The organism is Iocasia fonsfrigidae, assembly GCF_017751145.1.
Classification (GTDB): Bacteria; Bacillota; Halanaerobiia; order Halanaerobiales; family DTU029; genus Iocasia; species Iocasia fonsfrigidae.
Genome location: NZ_CP046640.1, coordinates 3,106,187 through 3,124,993 on the forward strand (window position 1 = coordinate 3,106,187; position 18,807 = coordinate 3,124,993).

20 protein-coding genes and 1 other annotated feature are annotated in these 18,807 nt (G+C 33.7%); of the genes, 2 read left to right on the top strand and 18 right to left on the bottom strand.

The annotated features are described in order from the left end of the window. Positions 1–14: 14 nt before the first annotated feature. From cas6 to GM661_RS14915, 9 genes are all read right to left on the bottom strand, one after another. Positions 15–749, bottom strand: a complete 735-nt coding sequence (gene cas6 / locus GM661_RS14875) for a CRISPR-associated endoribonuclease Cas6 (protein ID WP_230867546.1) — start codon at positions 747–749, stop codon at positions 15–17. A 100-nt stretch (positions 750–849) separates the two neighbouring features. Beyond that, on the bottom strand, positions 850–1,818 hold the full coding sequence (locus GM661_RS14880) for a helix-turn-helix transcriptional regulator (RefSeq protein WP_230867547.1): 969 nt from the start codon (positions 1,816–1,818) through the stop codon (positions 850–852). A 160-nt stretch (positions 1,819–1,978) separates the two neighbouring features. Continuing rightward, complete coding sequence (locus GM661_RS14885; protein WP_230867548.1) at positions 1,979–3,514, bottom strand: L,D-transpeptidase family protein; 1,536 nt, start codon at positions 3,512–3,514, stop codon at positions 1,979–1,981. 146 nt (positions 3,515–3,660) lie between these two features. Next, positions 3,661–4,317 (bottom strand): tetratricopeptide repeat protein, encoded by a 657-nt coding sequence (locus GM661_RS14890; RefSeq protein ID WP_230867549.1) that lies wholly within the window; start codon positions 4,315–4,317, stop codon positions 3,661–3,663. 25 nt (positions 4,318–4,342) lie between these two features. After that, on the bottom strand, positions 4,343–5,683 hold the full coding sequence (locus GM661_RS14895) for a GntP family permease (RefSeq protein WP_230867550.1): 1,341 nt from the start codon (positions 5,681–5,683) through the stop codon (positions 4,343–4,345). A gap of 108 nt (positions 5,684–5,791) precedes the next feature. Beyond that, positions 5,792–6,628 carry an MBL fold metallo-hydrolase gene (locus GM661_RS14900; protein ID WP_230867551.1) on the bottom strand — a complete coding sequence of 279 codons (837 nt, stop codon included), beginning with the start codon at positions 6,626–6,628 and terminating at the stop codon, positions 5,792–5,794. A gap of 39 nt (positions 6,629–6,667) precedes the next feature. Next, positions 6,668–7,519 carry a sugar diacid recognition domain-containing protein gene (locus GM661_RS14905; protein ID WP_230867552.1) on the bottom strand — a complete coding sequence of 284 codons (852 nt, stop codon included), beginning with the start codon at positions 7,517–7,519 and terminating at the stop codon, positions 6,668–6,670. A gap of 219 nt (positions 7,520–7,738) precedes the next feature. Next, a complete protein-coding gene (locus GM661_RS14910; protein ID WP_230867553.1) occupies positions 7,739–8,902 on the bottom strand; it encodes a CdaR family transcriptional regulator in 1,164 nt (387 codons plus the stop codon). 199 nt (positions 8,903–9,101) lie between these two features. Next, on the bottom strand, positions 9,102–9,272 hold the full coding sequence (locus GM661_RS14915) for a hypothetical protein (protein ID WP_230867554.1): 171 nt from the start codon (positions 9,270–9,272) through the stop codon (positions 9,102–9,104). 145 nt (positions 9,273–9,417) lie between these two features. Between GM661_RS14915 and GM661_RS14920 the strand changes: the two genes are divergently transcribed. After that, on the top strand, positions 9,418–10,506 hold the full coding sequence (locus GM661_RS14920) for an NAD(P)/FAD-dependent oxidoreductase (RefSeq protein ID WP_230867555.1): 1,089 nt from the start codon (positions 9,418–9,420) through the stop codon (positions 10,504–10,506). Positions 10,507–10,560: 54 nt separating this feature from the next. On the opposite strand, the gene GM661_RS14925 is transcribed toward GM661_RS14920, so the two are convergent. From GM661_RS14925 to GM661_RS14950, 6 genes are all read right to left on the bottom strand, one after another. Beyond that, a complete protein-coding gene (locus tag GM661_RS14925; RefSeq protein ID WP_230867556.1) occupies positions 10,561–11,091 on the bottom strand; it encodes a hypothetical protein in 531 nt (176 codons plus the stop codon). Between the two features lie 192 nt (positions 11,092–11,283). After that, entirely contained in the window at positions 11,284–11,973 is a 690-nt protein-coding gene (locus tag GM661_RS14930; RefSeq protein WP_230867557.1) for a 2-phosphosulfolactate phosphatase, read from the bottom strand. 95 nt (positions 11,974–12,068) lie between these two features. Continuing rightward, on the bottom strand, positions 12,069–12,509 hold the full coding sequence (locus GM661_RS14935; protein WP_230867558.1) for a C-GCAxxG-C-C family protein: 441 nt from the start codon (positions 12,507–12,509) through the stop codon (positions 12,069–12,071). 145 nt (positions 12,510–12,654) lie between these two features. Beyond that, positions 12,655–14,226 carry a 2-isopropylmalate synthase gene (locus GM661_RS14940; RefSeq protein ID WP_407929679.1) on the bottom strand — a complete coding sequence of 524 codons (1,572 nt, stop codon included), beginning with the start codon at positions 14,224–14,226 and terminating at the stop codon, positions 12,655–12,657. A gap of 111 nt (positions 14,227–14,337) precedes the next feature. Further along, positions 14,338–14,631 (bottom strand) — a binding site (T-box leader). A gap of 42 nt (positions 14,632–14,673) precedes the next feature. Next, positions 14,674–15,234, bottom strand: coding sequence for a uracil-DNA glycosylase (locus GM661_RS14945; protein WP_230867560.1), 561 nt, complete (start codon positions 15,232–15,234; stop codon positions 14,674–14,676). A 95-nt stretch (positions 15,235–15,329) separates the two neighbouring features. Beyond that, positions 15,330–15,716, bottom strand: coding sequence for a PaaI family thioesterase (locus GM661_RS14950; RefSeq protein WP_230867561.1), 387 nt, complete (start codon positions 15,714–15,716; stop codon positions 15,330–15,332). Between the two features lie 173 nt (positions 15,717–15,889). Between GM661_RS14950 and GM661_RS14955 the strand changes: the two genes are divergently transcribed. Continuing rightward, on the top strand, positions 15,890–16,210 hold the full coding sequence (locus GM661_RS14955; RefSeq protein WP_230867562.1) for a hypothetical protein: 321 nt from the start codon (positions 15,890–15,892) through the stop codon (positions 16,208–16,210). A 109-nt stretch (positions 16,211–16,319) separates the two neighbouring features. On the opposite strand, the gene GM661_RS14960 is transcribed toward GM661_RS14955, so the two are convergent. The 3 genes from GM661_RS14960 to GM661_RS14970 form a co-directional block, all read right to left on the bottom strand. Continuing rightward, complete coding sequence (locus tag GM661_RS14960; protein WP_230869810.1) at positions 16,320–17,105, bottom strand: PhzF family phenazine biosynthesis protein; 786 nt, start codon at positions 17,103–17,105, stop codon at positions 16,320–16,322. 27 nt (positions 17,106–17,132) lie between these two features. Continuing rightward, complete coding sequence (locus GM661_RS14965) at positions 17,133–17,681, bottom strand: DJ-1 family glyoxalase III (RefSeq protein ID WP_230867563.1); 549 nt, start codon at positions 17,679–17,681, stop codon at positions 17,133–17,135. Positions 17,682–17,970: 289 nt separating this feature from the next. Beyond that, the gene (locus GM661_RS14970; RefSeq protein ID WP_230867564.1) at positions 17,971–18,738 is read right to left on the bottom strand and encodes a type II toxin-antitoxin system Phd/YefM family antitoxin; all 768 of its coding nucleotides are present in this window, start codon (positions 18,736–18,738) and stop codon (positions 17,971–17,973) included. Positions 18,739–18,807: the final 69 nt, after the last annotated feature.

Below are 18,807 nucleotides of genomic sequence, written 5' to 3' on the forward strand. Positions count from 1 at the left end.
ACTTTAACTTCAGTTTAAATCACCTCCAACATCCCGAATCCCTGGCTGCGGTTAAACCCAATTCCTAACTGATAAATATCTTTCAAGTCCTCTACTGCTCCTTCAAGTTCAAAACTACCTTTAAAACTATTTACATAGTAATAGGGGCGTCCGGTATTTTTAGTAAACTTTTCAATCTTCTGCTTAACTACAACTTTTTGCATATTAACAGGAGTAAACTTTAATTCCTTCTGTAAGCCTGTCCCACGATAATTCTTCAAAACCTCGTTTACAATGTAATTTAATTCCCTATCATAATTTTTATTATCTAAATCCAGAAATCTATTATTTCTATCCTTAATACAGATTGGCGATAGAGTCTTGAATCTTACCCTGTTATTTTTCACTTCCTTCTCTTTGAGCAGATTAATCCTGATTTTATTGAATATATAATCTTTATATTGGAATAATTCGTCTATCATCAGTAAACCATTATATAAGTTCACTCCAAACTCATAATCAGGAGTAGAAAAATTAAAAATAACCCTGTCATTGATTTTAATAACATCTTTCTTTCTCTCAAAATCTTTTAAAAATAATGCACTACAATAATTCTTACTTCTTTTATTTGATTTATCACCATCATATACATATATCTTTTTAAAATATTCTATATCCGACTTTTTTAATGCTTCTTTAATTAAACTAACAAACAATATACTATTACAAATAGGAATTTTTTCAGCATTATACTCACAGCTTAATCTCAATAAATTTACCTCCTCCTTAAATATCTAGAACTAATAATTATTTATCCATTATATAAATCATACCACACCCCTTTGACTACGTTTTGTCACAAACACTAGTTTATTTATATATTTTCTGCATTTTTTCAATTTCATCTGCTATTTCCTCTTTTAAGTCTGCAGGTCTAATCACTTCCACACTTGAACCATAACTAAGTATCCAGTTTTTAATTTCTTTCCTACTTCCAGTTATCACTTCAAATTTTATTCTATTACCTGGTAAATCTATAATATGCTGCGAAGGGTGCCATTCCATTTCTTTTACCAATCTAGCAGCCTTTCCTTTAAAGATTAATATTATTCTTTCTTCATTATCACCCCGTTCTACTCCCCAGGTATTTTCTAGGTATTTATCAATAGTAAAGTCACTTAATATTTCAAAAGACAGATCCGTAAGTTTAATTCCTCTTATCCTATCAACCCTAAACATGCGTACTGCCGACCTTAGATGACAGTAACCAATTAAGTAACCGGCTCCATTTTTATAAGCAATATTATAGGGGTCTATTTGTCTAGAATTAAGCTGATCACTACTTAATGAATAATAATCTAATTCTATAGTAATACTCTTTTTCATCGCCTTTTCAATCATCTCTATTATATCTTTAAAAGGAGATAGATTGACAAAAGCCCCATTTTGGTAAATAATCTGTGAACTAATATCATCAATAACCTTTTTAATAGAAGGAGACAGAGAATTAATTATCTTAGCAACTGCTGTATTTAACTCTTCCCTGTAGGGAAAAATCTCTTCCTGAAAGACCTGTCCAACCAGTAATAGAGCCATAGCCTCTTCTTTATTAATCTTAGGGGGTTTAAAATAGAAATCTTCCATTATTGCATATGTATTACTGTCAGGGTCATTATAAATTGGTATTCTCATTTCTTCCATTAACTCAAAATCCCGATAAATAGTCCTGGGACTTACCCCAAAAAGCCCGGCCAGTTCTCTAACCTTCCATTTCTTATGTCTGTTACTCAACAAACTAATGATTTTTAGAATTCTATAGAGCTTATTTTTTTTCGACATAAAAACCACCTAATTTATTTTCATTATTTCCCATATAATATTATACTTCTCTAAAATATCAATATTTCCTGCCCTCATTTGCATTTAATGTTAAATTAATACAAAAAACCCTAGCATAAAACGCTAAGGTTTTTTCGTCATTTTATTAATTTCACCAACTTTACTCCATTACAATCACAGCACCATTTTGAGTATTCATCCAATTATAAAGAAATTGGGCATGACTGGTAAAATTGCGGACACACATACTGGAACGGGGGAAAGTACCGATAGTATGGAGATATTCTATTGTACCGGGGTCCAGTTTTTTACCACCCTCTTCTTTATATTTTACTGGAACACCATGAACATAAGCCCCACCTGAAAACCGTGTAGCATAAGGGGCATAACCTGCAACATCCTGCTGACCGCTTTTTAGATACTCAAAACGTTCTTTTTTTTCAATAGCCTTATAGATACCAAGACTGGTCTCAAAAGAAAAATCCCCGGAGATACCGGTAGTAGACAGGGTGTATGATACAAGGTTAAGGGCATCATCTACCACTTCAAAGGCAGCCTGATTCTGCTGGTCCCTGTCTACCACAATTACGTGTTTTAACTGACTCAAGGTTACATTCGGGTCAATATATTTCTTGGGTATATAATAATTGCCGCCAAAGGTCGGGACATTTACATGATAGAAATCACCACTCTCACCCAGCATTCGTACTAACATTCCATCAGGTATATAGCGGTAATTGCTCCCTGTATCTGCCTGTTGGTAAGCAGGTGCACTATGATATACCCTGTAACCATATTCATCTACAGCTATATCACCTTCCTGTGGTGGTGCCCCATTTCTATTTTTATAATTATTAATAAAATGCAGTTCTCCCTGGGCCAGCAGCTGTTTTAAATTACTAACTGACTCCTGCATTTTCTTAAATCGAAAGACCCTGGGGGTTCCTGTTGTAGAAGGGATATATCCTTCTTGTACCTGTTCACCATCAGAGAATATTATTCTGTACCATATATTATTCTCACTTTCTACCCGCTGAAGCAGAGAGGCCTTATCCAGATTATCTAATTTACCCAGCACAGTACTATCCGGGGTTGGGTTATCACGTATTTCTGCACCTTCCTCTGCTGTGGTAAGGAAATAATCAAAGGAAATATTATATTTGAAGTACTGCCGTGCATCATTAATTTGTTCTGGTAGGTGGGTATTATATTCCTCAAGTACTTCATTCATACTCGCCGGTTTAATATTCTTAAGCAGTTTTCTCTTTTCTTCCTGACTAATACCCATTATTTCACTTTCTTTATCCTTTTGAGCCATCAGAGTCATCTTCAGGTCATCTTCAAGGTTATAGCCGTTAATATTCTCCTCTACATTTTCCAGCTCTGTTTTAGCCAGCCTATCTTCTTCTGCCTGTTTCTTTTCTCCATCACCAGAAAGACCGCTCCTATAATATACAAAAGTTGAAAGTACAACCAGCATTACAAGTATTCCTGCCAGGATAATCTTTCTCTTCATTTTCATCCCCAATCTACTTTGTTTTTTATCAATTATTCCATTTATATCTTTCTCAGATACTCCTTTTATTATGTATCCATATAAAAATAATCCCCCTATTTCCTTTCTAAAAGGACTAGGGGGTAAAAGAGTTAAAACCTGAAGTAGTCCATGCCTGTCACTGCACAGACCTACAATCAAAGATAGCCCTTTCCAGGGTGAGCAAATTGCAGGAGGTTGGGGTAGGTATGGAGCTTAAATATGATTAAATAGAAAAATCTATCATAGGATTTAAATCCTATGATAGATTTTTAATTAATACAGCCTTATAAGTTAAACTTTCTAAATTATTTTACGCGGTTATAATTCATCTTGAACATTGTATTTCCAGGTTCTTTTTCCAAGGCCAATTTAAAATACTTTATAGCTTCTTTAGCATTATCCAGCTTATTATTGTAAATAGCCCCTATTTGATTATAGGCATAGCCCATTATATTATTATATTCTAATGCTTTTTTAAACATATCAATACTCTTTTCCCATTTTTCTTCTTTCTGTAATTTGAGGGCCTTCTTAACTAAATAATAATATTTTAAATAATTATCCTTGATTTTTTGGTTCCCTTTTACAATACTTAACTTATCTCTATATAACTTTTTACTCTTATTTAATTTGATTGCTTCTTGAAGACTGTCTTCTGCCATTAGCCATTTTTCCTGTAAAATATATACTTCTCCCAGTGTACCCCAGAAAAAATCTATATTATTTTTGACTTTAATTGCCTTTTTTAAATAGAATTCTGCTTCTTCAAATTTTTCATTTCCTATTAAAACGGCAGCAAGATTAAAATAGACCATTTTTAAATCTAAATTATTAGAATCAACTAGAGCTACTAATATATTTTCAGCTTGTCCATACTCTCCTGTGTTTAAATATTTTAATGCCTTGTTAAAATTACTTTTTTCTTTAAACCTGTCAATAAATTTTTTGAAATACTTTAACATTATATCACCTTAGCTTTATAGGTAATTAAATAAATATAGCTGCCAAAATATAAATAGTAACTATACTGACTATACCTTCTACTAGCGTTACCCCTGTCTGGGTTTTATATGCTGTTGATGTGTCCATATCTGAAAACTTAGCCACTACCCAGAAATAACTATCATTTGCATGAGAAACAGTCATAGAACCTGCCCCCATAGCCAGAACAGTAAGAACCTTAGCAACTTCGCTTGTTAAACCCAAATCACCCATTAATGGTGCTATCATTGCTGCCACTGTAACCATAGCTACTGTTGAAGCACCCATGGCTGTTTTAAGTAAGGCCGCCAAGATAAAGGGTAATAATAAACCTACATGGTACTCCAATAAAAAACCACTTACAGCATCTGCTAATGGTAAACTCCTTAATATGGCGCCTAAAGCCCCACCAGCACCTGTAATAGCTAAGATCATTCCAGCATTAATAATACCATCTTGAACCCAATCAAATGTCTTGTCTTTATAGTTTGAATTAATTAATCTTATAGCCAAGAAAACACCTATAATCAATGCAGTTACTGGATCCCCTATAAAATTTAGAAAAGACCTTAAAGCCCCCTCACCTAAAGGTGCACTGGGAAAATCAGCTATTGATTTAAAAGCAATCAAAATTATAGGTAACAATATTGGAGCAAAGGACTCCAGCGGTTTTGGTAAGCTACCGTATTTTTCCAATAAAGAGTCCATAGTTTCTTCTGGATTAGGAGCAATATCATATTTTGAAGCAACTTTTTTAGCATATATCCACCCTGAAATTAAGGCTGGAATTGAAACAATAAGACCAAAGATAATAACCATTCCTAGATTAGCTTTGAGTGCAGCTGCCATATAAATCGGCCCTGGTGTAGGTGGTACCAAACAATGGGTCGCATATAAACCTGAACTTAAAGCTGTAGCAGTTACTGCTAAAGAGACCTTGGATTTTTCAGCAATTGCCCGGCTAAGTGGAGAAAGTATTACAAAACCCGAATCACAAAATACAGGAATTGATACAACATAACCTGTTATACTCATAGTTAAAACCGAACGGTCTTTACCGAATATTCCCAAAATAGTATTAGCCATAGTTAATGCAGCACCAGTCTTTTCAAGAATAGTACCTATAATCGTTCCTGCTATAATGACTATACCAATATTGGCCATAATACCGCCAAAACCTTCAGTCATTGTTCCAACTATTTCTGATACTGGCATAAATGTTAGTATTCCAATGAAATATGCTGTTAATAATAATACAATAAAGGGATGCATTTTTAACTTTGTAATTCCTAAAACCATTAATACTAATCCTAATAAAACAATTAAAATCAAAGGTAAACCACTCATACTAATTGCCTCCTGCTTGATTTATTTTTATTTAAAATCATTACACTTTATAAACATTCTTATAAAATTATTGTCTTATTGGATATAAAAATGAATGATTTATTACAATTACATAATTTCTATTGTAGTCCCTGTACTATTATGGAAGAACTTGTTAGGCAGTTCTTGTTTAAATGCCTTCTCTGCTTTTTTCCCTGTACAATGTGAGATTCCTATATAATCAACATCTAAATCCTTGATATATTGTATCGTTTTACTTATTCGTTCTGTTTCTCCCTCTACTAAATGTGTCCCTCCCAAAATACAATAGATATCATCTATTCCTGTCCTCTCAATAATCGAATTAAGCATATTTACCACGCCAGGATGAGAACACCCAAGTAAAATTATTAATCCTTTTGGAGACTTTATTCCTACTGCAATTTCATCATTAAATTCATCTAAAACTAATTCATTATCTCTTTTAATATAAAAACGTTTATTAACTTTTTCAAAACTACTTTTTCTTTTAAAATTAGCAGCAATAAATATATTATCACTTATATAGGTTATATTATCTGAAATCTCTTGGATTTTTGAGCCTGTTTTCAACAAAGACTTTAAGGTATAATTAATTCCCAAATACTCCATTTTTATTTTACCAATTCCATATTTTTCTTCGAAAAAATCTTTATGGACAATTATTTCTTGTGGGCCAAAATTATTTATTAAATCTTTCAAACCACCACCATGATCATAATGATTATGACTGATTATTACCTTGCTTATCAGAGAAAGGTCAAATCCCAGCTCTGCAGCATTCTTAACAACTAAATCATGTTGTCCAAGATCAAATAAAAATGATTTGTCATCTTCTTCAATCAAAAAGGACAATCCATGTGCTGCCAGTAAAGCCAAGTTTTCTCCTAAGCTATTTTCTACTAAAGTGGTTATCTTTAAACCCATTAGTTTACCCCCTCAAAATAATATAATAATTTCATATAATTATTTAGTTAATTTTTCAATGTTATTTTCAATACTTATTACATTATTTTTTATATATTTCAATGTTTTAGCCTCTTTTTTAGTAGTAGTAGAATTTTTATAAATACTTTCAGTAATATTGCTTATTAAATCTTTTATCTCAAACAATTGATCTTCTATTTTTTTTATTGAATTTGATGAATCAGAAGAAAGATTACGTACCTCCTGAGCTACTATACCAAAACCACGACCCTCATTTCCTGCTCTAGCAGCCTCAATTGAAGCATTTAATCCTAATAATTTTGTTCTTTTTGCAATATTAGTAACTAATTGTAATATATTATTAATCTCTTCAATCTGAGTTTCTATTTTATCTGCCATTTCTTCCATTTGACTACTACTTATAGCAATTTCTTCTGCTCCCTCAGTAATTTCCTGAATAGACAAAGAAACTTCTTTAATTTGCACAGCTATTATTTTATTTAATTCCTCTTTCTTTTTATTAGCAAAATCCTTCTTTATTTCTTCTACAACAATCATGGCTGCTAATTTTTGTAATGGTTCTACTGTAGTTGGATCCCCTGTAATACCAATACAACCTATCCTTTTCCCATTAAGTTCAATAGCGCCATTATAACCAGGTAAGGCTCCTTCTATATCTTTCGCCTCTTGAGCTGTGATACTTACACAATCTACTTTTCCTTCCATTATTCGTTTGGCCGCTTTATGAATAGTACCTAATCTCTCTGGTTGTTTAGTAGCAATAATTTCACCATTACTATCCATAAAATTAACATTATTACCTGTTACTCTATGTAAAATATCAACAATCTTCTCTGCATGTTCTTTGCTTACTCTATAATCCCATTCCATAAATTATCACCAACCATATTATCTTTTATATTGTGTTATCTTTTAAAATAATAGTGAAATTAACCAAAGTATTTATATTAACATTTGTATAATTAATAGCAATTTTAAACAAATCATACTATTTATTTTATTGAAAAAGGCAAATAAATACAATGTACAAATCATGTAATAAATTTGGTTTTTTTGCATTTATATATTGCAAAATGCACAATTTGTTATTTACTTTTCATACAAATATAAATGGTAGGCAATTAATAAAACAAATAAACCCTTTGCTTCTTTAGGATTTATACCAGTATAACTTTTAATGTTTTTTAGTTTATATAATAATGTGTTACGATGCATCATTAATTCATCAGCACTTTTAGTCAAATTCAAATTATTATTATACAAGGCTTCTAATATATGTCCAATATCATTTTTTGAAAAAACTTGTGCAATATCATGATTGAATAAATTATGTAAATAATAGTTTGCATAATTATCTGGAATAAAAGGAAGAAAATAATCATAACCTAATTTATTAAGAAAAAAAATATATTCATTGTCTTTCATTTTATGTATCTTTTCTCCTACTTCTAAAGCATGTTTGGCCCCTTGGTAGGATAAATATAATTCATCTAGCTTTTCACATATTGATCCAACCCCAACAATAAACTGATATGTCTCCTTAAAATAATTTTTTTTTATCTCACTAATATATTTTTGTATGTTTATTTCAATATCCCGTTTTTCTTTAATATTAGAAAAAGACTTGATTAATATTAAATTTTCTCCTCTAATTAAAAAAACATCTTTATTCCTATTATTATAGAAATTACCTTTATCACAAATATTTTGCATTTTTTTAGTTACCATCTCAGCATTAAAGGGTTCTAACTTTAAGACTAAAATAACTCTTAGTAAATGATATTTTATTTTTAATAAATTTGCTCTATCTTTCAATAAATCTATATCTGAAATCTTATTACTTAATAGCTGCTGGTAAAAATTTTCACTAACTTTATTTTTTCTATCTAATTCACTATAAAATAATTCTTGCTGCAACATCAACTCTACCAAATCTTTTACTATTCTACCATAACCCTCCACTTCTTCTATTTTACCGGTAATACCAACTACACCTATAATTTTACTATTAAATTTAATCGGTAAATTAATTCCAGGCTTAACCCCTTTATATTTCTCAGCTTCATTTTCTCCAATAATAATTATTTTTTCTTTTTTAATAACTTGAACTGATATTTCATGAAAAGAATCAACACGTTTATGCTCCCCACTTGCAATAATGACTCCATTATAGTCCATAATATTAATATTCTTTCCTAAAACATTCATTGTTTTATTGACAATTTTTTTAGCTAATTTTGGATTAAGACGCATATAATTTTATCTATTCCCTCCCCTTATAGAATTATTTTATTATTTATTACGATTTTACTACCATTTTAGGCATATGTCAAAAAAGTAGTTTTTTAAGATATTTAGTTATACAGGAGTTTAAGATAAAATTTTCTATTTATTAGGCCTAAATTTAGTTAATATATACTAATAGAAGACTATTCCTTTAATCCAGATTTTATTAGATTATTGATAAAACATTCTGGGTACATAAAAAGAAAAGTAAAACTGGTAGAACAATAAACATAGTACCAGCCATAAGCAGAGGCCAATCAGCCCCACTCTCCTGTTGCACAAACATCCCCAGACCAATAGCCAGTGTTCTCACATCTGCTGTGTTAGTTACTATCAAAAGCCAAAAATAATTATTCCAGTGAAATACAATACTAATCAATAAGAACCTAAGCTAGATATTAAAAAATCCCACATGTGGGATAAATAGTATCTTGAAAAATTACACATTATATAAATGATTACTTGTAAAATAATATACCCTGGTGGTGATAAAAATTAAGATAGCAATCATGGGGGCGGGCTTATCAGGCTTAGCCTGTGCCCTTACTTTAGAACAAAAGGGAATTACCCCGGTTATTTTTGAGAAAAGGAGAGAATTTGGTGATAGGTTTGTTAACTGTGAAATTCTATTATCTGCTTTATCAAAACCAATTAATGATGCCATTAAATATTTTTCAGAGAAACATAAGATATATCTTAATCCAGCCAGTAATATCAAAGAACTTATTATTCATTCACCCCATCAAACTGCTGTTATAAAAGGAAATTTGGGTTATACCAATTTGCGAGGAAGAATAGATAATTCCTTTGAAAAACAACTGGGACAACAGGTAAAAAGTAAAGTCAGGTTTAAATCCAGCAAATCATATGAAAAACTATTACACGAATACAGTCATGTTATTCTGGCAACAGGTGATGCTGCCTATGCCCAGAAAATAAGCAGTTATGACACTGCCTTTACAGTCAAATTGAAGGGAGCTAATATTAAAGGTGATTTTGCTATTAGCTCAGTACATGCCTGGCTAAATAATGATTTTGCTCCCCAGGGGTATTGTTATTTAATACCAATCTCCCATGATAGAGCTAATATTGTTATTGCTTATCCAGAATACCCCAGGAATAAAAAAATTGACTCTAATTTACTATGGGAGAAATTTAAAAAGGGAGTAGCAAATACCCTAAATCAATCCCTTGAAATATATGAGCAATTTGAAATAACAGAATATATGGTTGGAATATGCCAATACCCCAGGATAGGGAATACATTCCTGGTAGGTAATAATTTTGGTTCTATCATGCCTTTTTTAGGGTTCGGGCAGGTGGCAGCAATACTAACTGGTATTTATGCTGCCCTTGATATCTCTGGCCAGGGAGATTATCAGGATTTAACCAAACGCCTGCGAAAAAGTTTTAATAACTCACTGACCCTTAGAAAAACTATGGAAAAGATGAGCAATGATAATTTTGATACCCTTGTTAAATCCTTAAAGGGTAGAATAGGGCAGGGTATTTTTACAGGTAAATTAAATTACCTAAAGGTAGTAAGCAAACTACTAAAGCCCTTTGTTTAAATTTATTTTACATTTACATTAATACCTCAAAACTATACTATAATAAACATACAATTAGACTGTTGCCAGTAATTGAGGGTCAACAGAAGCAGATTTTATTTCACCTTGTGCTGTATATATTTTCTGGTCAGATTCATTGTTAACAGACTCAGTCGAAATCCCAAGATTTTCAACTACCGTACTCTCCTGGTGAATTTCAATATCTTCACTGTTATCTGCTTTTACACTATCCTGCCCTTCTTTGCTGATGTCAACCACATCTTCTTTCGATTTTCTAGCTTTTTTCTCTTTCTCTTTTTTCGCCTGGGCTGCTTCCTGACGGCGTTCTTCCAGGGCAGCCTCCTGTTCAGCCCTGGCCTTTTTTCTGGCTTCTCGCTGTGCTTCTAGCAGGGCTTCCTGTGCTTTTTTACTAGATTCTCCAGCACTTTTCATAGAATCTGTAGCATATCCTTGAGCACGTTCCATAACCCCTTTATCACCTTCACGTTCTGCCCACTTATATACCTTCATGGCTACACCTGCAGACTTCATATGTAAATTCGCTTCAGTCAAACCCTGTACCACACCTGTAGTTAATAGACTCATCTCAACACCCCCTTATATTTGACCCTGCCTATAACTTATTCCCTTGTGTAGGAGCTTAATTATTTTCATTATTTCCCACAATTCTCTCACATAATGTTATATTTCTCTATATTATTAATAATTCCTGCTTACATTTACATTTGTTGTTAAAAAATACTGAAGCAAAACATGACAGTAGAAACCGTCCCCCTGTCATACTCTTTGTAGTTGGTAATATCCCTCTTTATTTTTTATAGCCTTTAAAACAAAGTTGAATCTATCCAGGTCTGTACACAGCTGAAAATCTGTTTTCGGTGCCCAGGCTTGACTGGCTGGATCAAAGAATCTCTGACCAGCATTCTTCTGCAATATTTCTTTGATTTCACCCTTTTTTAAACATGGTTTTCCCTCTAAGGCATTTTTAAGGTATTGGGCACAGAGGGTGTCTTCCTCAGCCTCATATTCACAGGCATTGCCCATACAGACTAAAGATACTACTGCTGGATTTTTTACCTTAATATACTCACTTACTGCAGCCGCATTAACAAAACTGGCAGTAATAATTTCATCTGCCTGGGTAGCATTAACAATACCCTGAGTTCCCGCGCTTGTTGTGTGTACCACTGTTTTAGCAGTCAAATCTGCCTCCAAGATATGAGTCGGTGAATTACCAAAATCAAAGCCAGGTAGTATTTTACCCTGTCTTTCGCCCATCAGGATATAGTCCATATTTTCTTCCTTTAAGCTGTAAGCCAGCTCTAAATCACCAACCGGGATAATCCTATTAACCCCTCTACTAAAAGCATAACAGGCAGTGGAAAAGGCTCGGAAAACATCAATTATTACAGTTAACCCCCTTGCCTTTTTTGCTCCCTCAATTAATTGCAATATATTTATCTCCATATTTACCACCCTTTATTTATATTTTTAAAATGCTTGATATACATAGTTAAATATAATATTATAATCCAGATAAATATATTTATCGCTCTTCAAAATTATCCACAATCTCTAGACAAACTATTATTATTCATTATATAGTTAACAGTAAAATCTACTGCCTTCCTGGTCATATCTTCACATAAATGTGGGGGATTATCTTTTTTAAACCCCTCTGGACGCAGTTCACTACAAAGCAAACTACCGAATTCTTTCTGAAACTTATCAGCAAAATTATAACACTTTTCAATAATTTCACCATGGGAAATCAGCTGTTTCTTGCCGAATATACCCAAAAACATTAATGAACCCTCAACTAAGCCACATTGTGCTCCAAATGACCCTGCACCATGCATACCTATAGCTGAGTCTATCACCTGTAAATTTAATTTGACTTCAAATATCTCAGCCAGTATTTTTAACATCGCAGTAGCACAATTTAAATCTTCCTCCCAATAATACTGATGTACCCTTTCCTTAATGATATTATCATAGTTCATTATTTACACCCCATTTTTCATTCAAAAAATAACTATAGATATTATTCAACAAGTAGTAAATATCTCCTGCAACTTAAAAAATCCCATTATCAGCAGAAACTAATAATGGGGTTAAAAAATAAATAATTAATTTGTTGGCTAAATATTAAGCTGAGTGCTCATCTTTGGCCTTTTCCTTTGTCTGCTCCATAATAATACGATTTATACCATTTAGGAAGGCCAGGGCACTGGCTTTGATAATATCAGTATCTATGGCCCGTGATGAATATATTTTATCTTGATAAGAGAGTTTGAGGGCAACCTTACCCAGGGCCTCTTTACCCCGTGAAATACTACTTATCTTATACTCTTTTAATTCTAATTCAATATTGATCATTGATTTTATGGCAGAATACAGGGCATCTATTGGGCCATCACCTGCAGCACTCCCCTGATATGTTTCATTGCCTCTTTTTAGTTTAACCGTAGCTGTCGGGAAAAGATCATTACTTATTACCTGCAGATTTTCCAGTTCATATAACCTGATACTGGTAGATTTACCGTGTTTCTCAATCATAAAAATATTAGCAAGGTAGAAGAGATCATGATAATATACCTCTTTCTTTTTATCAGCTAGTTCAAGGTATTTATCAAATAACTCAGCAAATTCATCTTCATTATCAAGCTGGAAACCTATTTTCTCCAGGGCATTACGGAAGGCATGTTTCCCTGATCTGGCTGTAAGAACCATCTCCATCTCTTCACAACCAACATCTGCCGGATTTATTATCTCGTACACATCACGAGATTTTAAGAGACCATCCTGATGAATTCCTGATGAATGGGCAAAGGCATTTTCACCAGTAATAGCCTTATTAACCTGAACATCCAGCCCCATCAGATTAGAGACAAGACGGGAGGTATTCATAATCTCTTTGCTTACAATATCTGTATAGGCACCATAATAATCAACTCTGGTCTTAAGCCCCATAACCACCTCTTCCAGTGCAGCATTACCTGCTCTTTCACCGAGTCCATTGATAGTACACTCTACCCTATCTGCCCCGTTTTTTACAGCCATTAAGGTATTAGCTGTTGCCAGACCAGTATCATTATGACAGTGTACACTAAGGAGCACCTTATCATTCAGGTTTTTTAGACGGTAGTTAAGTTTATTGATCAATTCCCCAAACTCCTCGGGGACTGCATAACCAACTGTATCAGGGACATTGATAACCGTAGCCCCTGCTTTAACTACAGCCTCAATAGTCTTCCAGAGGTATTCAAAATCTGACCTTGAGGCATCTTCTGTAGAATACTGGACCTCATGGAGCAGCTTTTTAGCATATTTTACCGCTTCTACCCCTTTGCTTAAAATCTCTTCTTTGCTCTTTTTAAATTTCTTATCAAGATGTTGTGAAGAAGTTCCTAACACAATATGAATTAACGGCCTTTCAGCAAACTTTACACTTTCATAAACAGCATCTATATCAGACTTAACTGCCCTGGCCAGAGCGGTTATTACTGGTCCACCATCATTACCTACAGTCTTAGCAATCCTGGTAACTGCCTCAAAATCACCTGGTGATGAGGCGGAAAAACCAGCTTCAATCGTATCAACCCTTAATTTCTTTAACTGCCTGGCTATTTCTAATTTTTCTTCCAGATTCAACTTTGCTCCTGGTACCTGTTCGCCATCCCTTAATGTTGTATCTAACACATGGATCTTTCTCATTATACTCACTCCCTCTTTAAATTTTGAAACACCCTTTATAAATAACAGCCTGATCCTGGAGACTTGATGACTTACCAGTAAGGTACCTATAAAATGCAAAAAATCCCCATCTCTTAAAGAGACGAGGATATTATCTACTCGCGGTACCACTCTATTTGTCTTATATTCCCTTTATAACTAATGAGATACCTAGGAATGAATACTCATACTATAAAAAGGTCTATAAGAACCACTCAATTCAATGGCATCATAACCATCTACCCTTATAACGTAGGGAAACGTCTTACCCTAAAGGTTCAGGCAGCAGCTCCTGGACGAGTTCAGAGGTAAATAATATCCGGTTTTCACCAAACACCGGCTCTCTAAATATTATTTAGGTCTCCTACTATTCCCACTCATAGCCTTTTTCAATGTTATTGATATACATATTACCAGATAAAAATGATTATGTCAAGGTTCTTTTTGCACACTGGCTAATTTTTCTTTTATTTTTTTAAAATCCTCCCAGGCCTCTTTTTTTCTTGATGGAACCCTCAAAAGTGCAGAAGGGTGATAGGTAGCAGTTAGGTAATAACCCTTGCGTTCTGTCCAGCTACCATGCTGTCTGGTAATCTTAAAATCAGGGCTAATAATCGACTGGGCAGCAACCCGGCCTAAACATACTATAATTCTTGGTCTAATAAGGTGAACCTGATTGCGGAGATAAGGTAAACAGGCTTTTTTCTCATCTTCTCTGGGGTCACGGTTATTAGGCGGCCGACATTTGACAATATTGCCAATATAGACATCCTCCCTTTTGACATCAATAGCTGCCAGAATTTTATCCAGCAGCTGTCCTGACTTTCCAACAAAGGGTATACCTGTAGCATCCTCCTGACGGCCAGGCCCTTCACCAATAAACATCAGTGAGGCATCTCTATTACCACCACCAAAAACAAGTTTATTCCTTGTTTTATATAATGAACAGCGCTGACATGCCTGACAGGCCTGTTCTAATTCTTCCCACTCCACACTCCAACGCCCTCCTTAATTCATAGTAAACATTATAATCATAAATTCTGCTTTTCTATTATTATATATTTTTTTACCTGGTTTAGCAAATTCAGTTAGCCTTTTATATAACCAGTAGCATTAAACCCGGCAATCAAATCATTGCTTTCATCATAAATGTCTACTTTATAATTACAGAGTTTTCTGCTTGATGATATTTCTCTGGCTTCAGCAATAAGTAATTTGCCCTGTGCTGGTTTGAAATACGATATATTAGCGTTTATTCCTAAAGTAACAGCTCCCTTAGAATTTGAAGCCGCAGCAAAGGCATAGTCTGCCAGGGTAAATATTGCACCACCCTGAACTATATTTACACCATTTAAGTGTTTATCTGTAATTTCCAACCTGGCTAAAGCATATCCTTTATCAACTTTAATGAGCTTTATGCCTGTATATTCAGCAAATCTATCATTTTTAACATATTTATCTATTTCTTTGTTCATAACAAAAACACCTTCTTTTTATTTTATTATTCTAGTCCTTCCAGTGCCACCAGCACAATTTTAAGAATTAGTATAAATTTGAAAATATAGCTTAATTTTTAGGAAAAAATTACGATATTATAGATGCAGGGTTAATATCTTAAACAATACGAAATAAAGAAAGGAGGTTTTGTATGAAAACTGCCGGAATAACTGATTTCTATAATATTTTCCCGGATTTAAAAGGTGTTAAACTGGATTTAGAAAATATTAAGAATGTTGAAGTAGAAGAAAAGGATACACCTAAACCACGCAAAAAAAATGTTTATGTCTCTTCAGGTCCGTATGGAGTAAGATACTCTAATAAATCACAGAGTGAACTTATGGAAGACTTAAGAAAAACGCTTAAAAGTGTTGAAGCAAACGCAAGGGAACCTGAGTGGCATCATCTTACAGAGACACTAGTGTGTGATAAATCTTTACTCGAGAATCATATGATTGATATCAAAGTATAATAAGCTATATTAAATAGGAGGGGTATCCTGGAGATATATTATTCAATACATAAAATACCACACCTTGATTCTATCATTCAACCTATCCTCCTCTATATACCACATTTATCTATTTTCCACACAATTGCCCCTGTAAAGTTGTTACTGCCTGACCAGCTATTAAAATACGCTCTTTTAAAACAGTTAATTTGAGCAGACCACCCCTGCTGGATAGCTGCCGGGCAGTCAACTTATTTTTTTTGAGTTTCTGCTGCCAGAAGGGGCCTAAACAGCAGTGGGCAGAACCAGTTACCGGGTCTTCATTGATACCCAAAACGGGATAGAAACACCTGGAGACAAAATCAATTCCTGTTTTTTTTGTTTGACTGGTTACAATAATACCCCTGGATTTAATCTTCTTTAAGATATTAAAATCGGGTTGTAGCCTCTTTAAGCTTTCTTCACTCTCAATCTCTACAATATAATCAAGCCTGTTTTTCCCAGTATACTTAAAATCTACCCCTAAGCCCTTTTTCAATTCAACTGGAGTCAGACACTCTTCTTCAATTTCTAGAGGGAAGTTTAATTCTATCCAGTCTTCCTCTTTGACTGCTGTTAGCAGCCCTCTTTTTGTATTGAACCTTATTTCATTTCCCTTCACAAACCCTTTTTCCCACAGAATATGTGCACTTGCTAAGGTAGCGTGTCCGCAGAGGTCAACCTCAGTTTCAGGTGTAAACCATCTTAATGAAAAAGCATTATCCTCTTTTAGTATAAAAGCAGTCTCTGATAAATTCATCTCCTTAGCGACATCCTGCATCCAATCATCTTTTTTAACTGAATCTAAAAAGCAAACGGCAGCTGGATTTCCCCGATAAGGCTGGTCGGTAAATGCATCAACAATAAAAATATTAATATAAACCCTCTCCCTTCAAAACTTCCATTAAATTTTATATAGCATTCCACTGCCTACTTCTCTAGCAACTTCTGCTCCTTTTAATACTTCCACAATCTTTAAGGCAAAAACAAAAGTTGTACCCGGTCCTTTTGAGGTAATGATCTTAGCATCTAAACTAAGCACCTCATCTTCCGGTATAATAGCACCCTTTAGGTCCTTTTCTAACCCTGGATAACAGACTGCTTTTCTTTCTTCCAGAAGTCCAAGTTTACCTAAAATAGTAGGTGCAGCACAAATGGCTGCAATCCATTTGCCCTGATCATTGTATTTTTTTATCATTTTTTTTAAGCCTTGATGTTCATCAAGAATACCTACCCCAGGACCCCCAGGAAGTATCAACATATCAGCCTTGCTATCTTCAATTTCTTCAAAAATCTTATCAGCTATAACAGCTACTCCATTTTTCCCCATAACCTTCTTTTTCTCTGTAATAGAAACAGTAGAAACTGAAATATCTGCCCTACGTAAAATATCTACTGTAGCTAAGGCCTCTATCTCTTCAAATCCCTCAGCCAAAAATAATAGTGTACTCATAGTATTTTATCCCCCTTTCATTTATAGAGTCTGTTCGAAAAGTATCAATATATACCACCTGGGATTATATATCCCTTCACTCAACGGTAGCACCTTAACTTCGTTCAGGGATATATAATCCCCTATTTATATCTTTTCGAACACACACTTATATTATATATGTTTTTTCCTTGTTTTTCTATTCTACATTCACCAGCAAAAATCCTGCTATAAAAACCCCTCCATTACTGCTTTGTTTAACATTAACCAGTAATGGAGGGATTATTATTTATTAACTATAAACTTCCAGTCACAGCAATTCATCAAACAAATGATTAATATCAGCTGATAGACCTTTAAAGGCTATTGACTCAGCTGTTTCTCCCCTTCCATAGACATTATACCTATCTATCTCATATTCATTAAAACTATATAATAAAATATTTTCCTGTTTTTGATCAATAATCCAGTATTCCTCTACTCCAGATAGTCTATAGGTATTCAATTTATCTACCAGGTCCTTATTTCTTGTACTATCTGCTAAAATCTCAATAACCAGGGTCGGGGTACCCATATAGCGTCCTTTATCTGTAATATTATCTGCCAGGTCACAGGCTACTAATAAATCCGGCTGCATAACATCTGGTTCTTTAAGATCCTTTTTATTAAAATGCACATCAAATGGCGCTAAAAATACTCTACATTTCTCAGCTTTAAAATATTCATTAAAGATAAGATACAGCCTTCCCAATATCTCTTGATGATTAATATTTGGTGAGGCCAACAGATATATTTCCCCATTGATAAATTCCATTCTCAAAGTACTCTTTTCACTGATCTCCATAAACTCCTCGTAAGAAACTTTTTTCCCACCATATTGGTAATCAAAGGCCTTTTCCCTCACTGTAAAATACTGTTCAATATCTGTTACATAAGGGGTTAATCTGGCAACCTTAGTACCATTTTTCGTTATAACTACATCATTTTGCCCCTCAATATAATCTAAGTATTTCCCCAGGCTCTGTTTGAATTCAGTGGCAGTAATCACAACACCTTCTTGATAATTTGATGATTTCATCCAACCACCTCCAGGAATATTATATCACTACAGCTTGTTTATTTCAAATATTTTGTGCGATTAATTTAA

Bases quoted from the DNA above. Each gene is read 5' to 3' on its own strand.
- GM661_RS14955 (WP_230867562.1), top strand. From the start codon at position 15,890: ATGAAAACTGCCGGAATAACTGATTTCTATAATATTTTCCCGGATTTA.
- GM661_RS14925 (WP_230867556.1), bottom strand. From the start codon at position 11,091: ATGAGTCTATTAACTACAGGTGTGGTACAGGGTTTGACTGAAGCGAAT.
- GM661_RS14895 (WP_230867550.1), bottom strand. From the start codon at position 5,683: ATGAGTGGTTTACCTTTGATTTTAATTGTTTTATTAGGATTAGTATTA.
- GM661_RS14910 (WP_230867553.1), bottom strand. From the start codon at position 8,902: ATGCGTCTTAATCCAAAATTAGCTAAAAAAATTGTCAATAAAACAATG.
- GM661_RS14935 (WP_230867558.1), bottom strand. From the start codon at position 12,509: ATGAACTATGATAATATCATTAAGGAAAGGGTACATCAGTATTATTGG.
- GM661_RS14900 (WP_230867551.1), bottom strand. From the start codon at position 6,628: ATGGGTTTAAAGATAACCACTTTAGTAGAAAATAGCTTAGGAGAAAAC.
- GM661_RS14890 (WP_230867549.1), bottom strand. From the start codon at position 4,317: ATGTTAAAGTATTTCAAAAAATTTATTGACAGGTTTAAAGAAAAAAGT.
- GM661_RS14930 (WP_230867557.1), bottom strand. From the start codon at position 11,973: ATGGAGATAAATATATTGCAATTAATTGAGGGAGCAAAAAAGGCAAGG.
- GM661_RS14965 (WP_230867563.1), bottom strand. From the start codon at position 17,681: ATGAGTACACTATTATTTTTGGCTGAGGGATTTGAAGAGATAGAGGCC.
- GM661_RS14970 (WP_230867564.1), bottom strand. From the start codon at position 18,738: ATGAAATCATCAAATTATCAAGAAGGTGTTGTGATTACTGCCACTGAA.
- GM661_RS14905 (WP_230867552.1), bottom strand. From the start codon at position 7,519: ATGGAATGGGATTATAGAGTAAGCAAAGAACATGCAGAGAAGATTGTT.
- GM661_RS14880 (WP_230867547.1), bottom strand. From the start codon at position 1,818: ATGTCGAAAAAAAATAAGCTCTATAGAATTCTAAAAATCATTAGTTTG.
- GM661_RS14950 (WP_230867561.1), bottom strand. From the start codon at position 15,716: ATGAACAAAGAAATAGATAAATATGTTAAAAATGATAGATTTGCTGAA.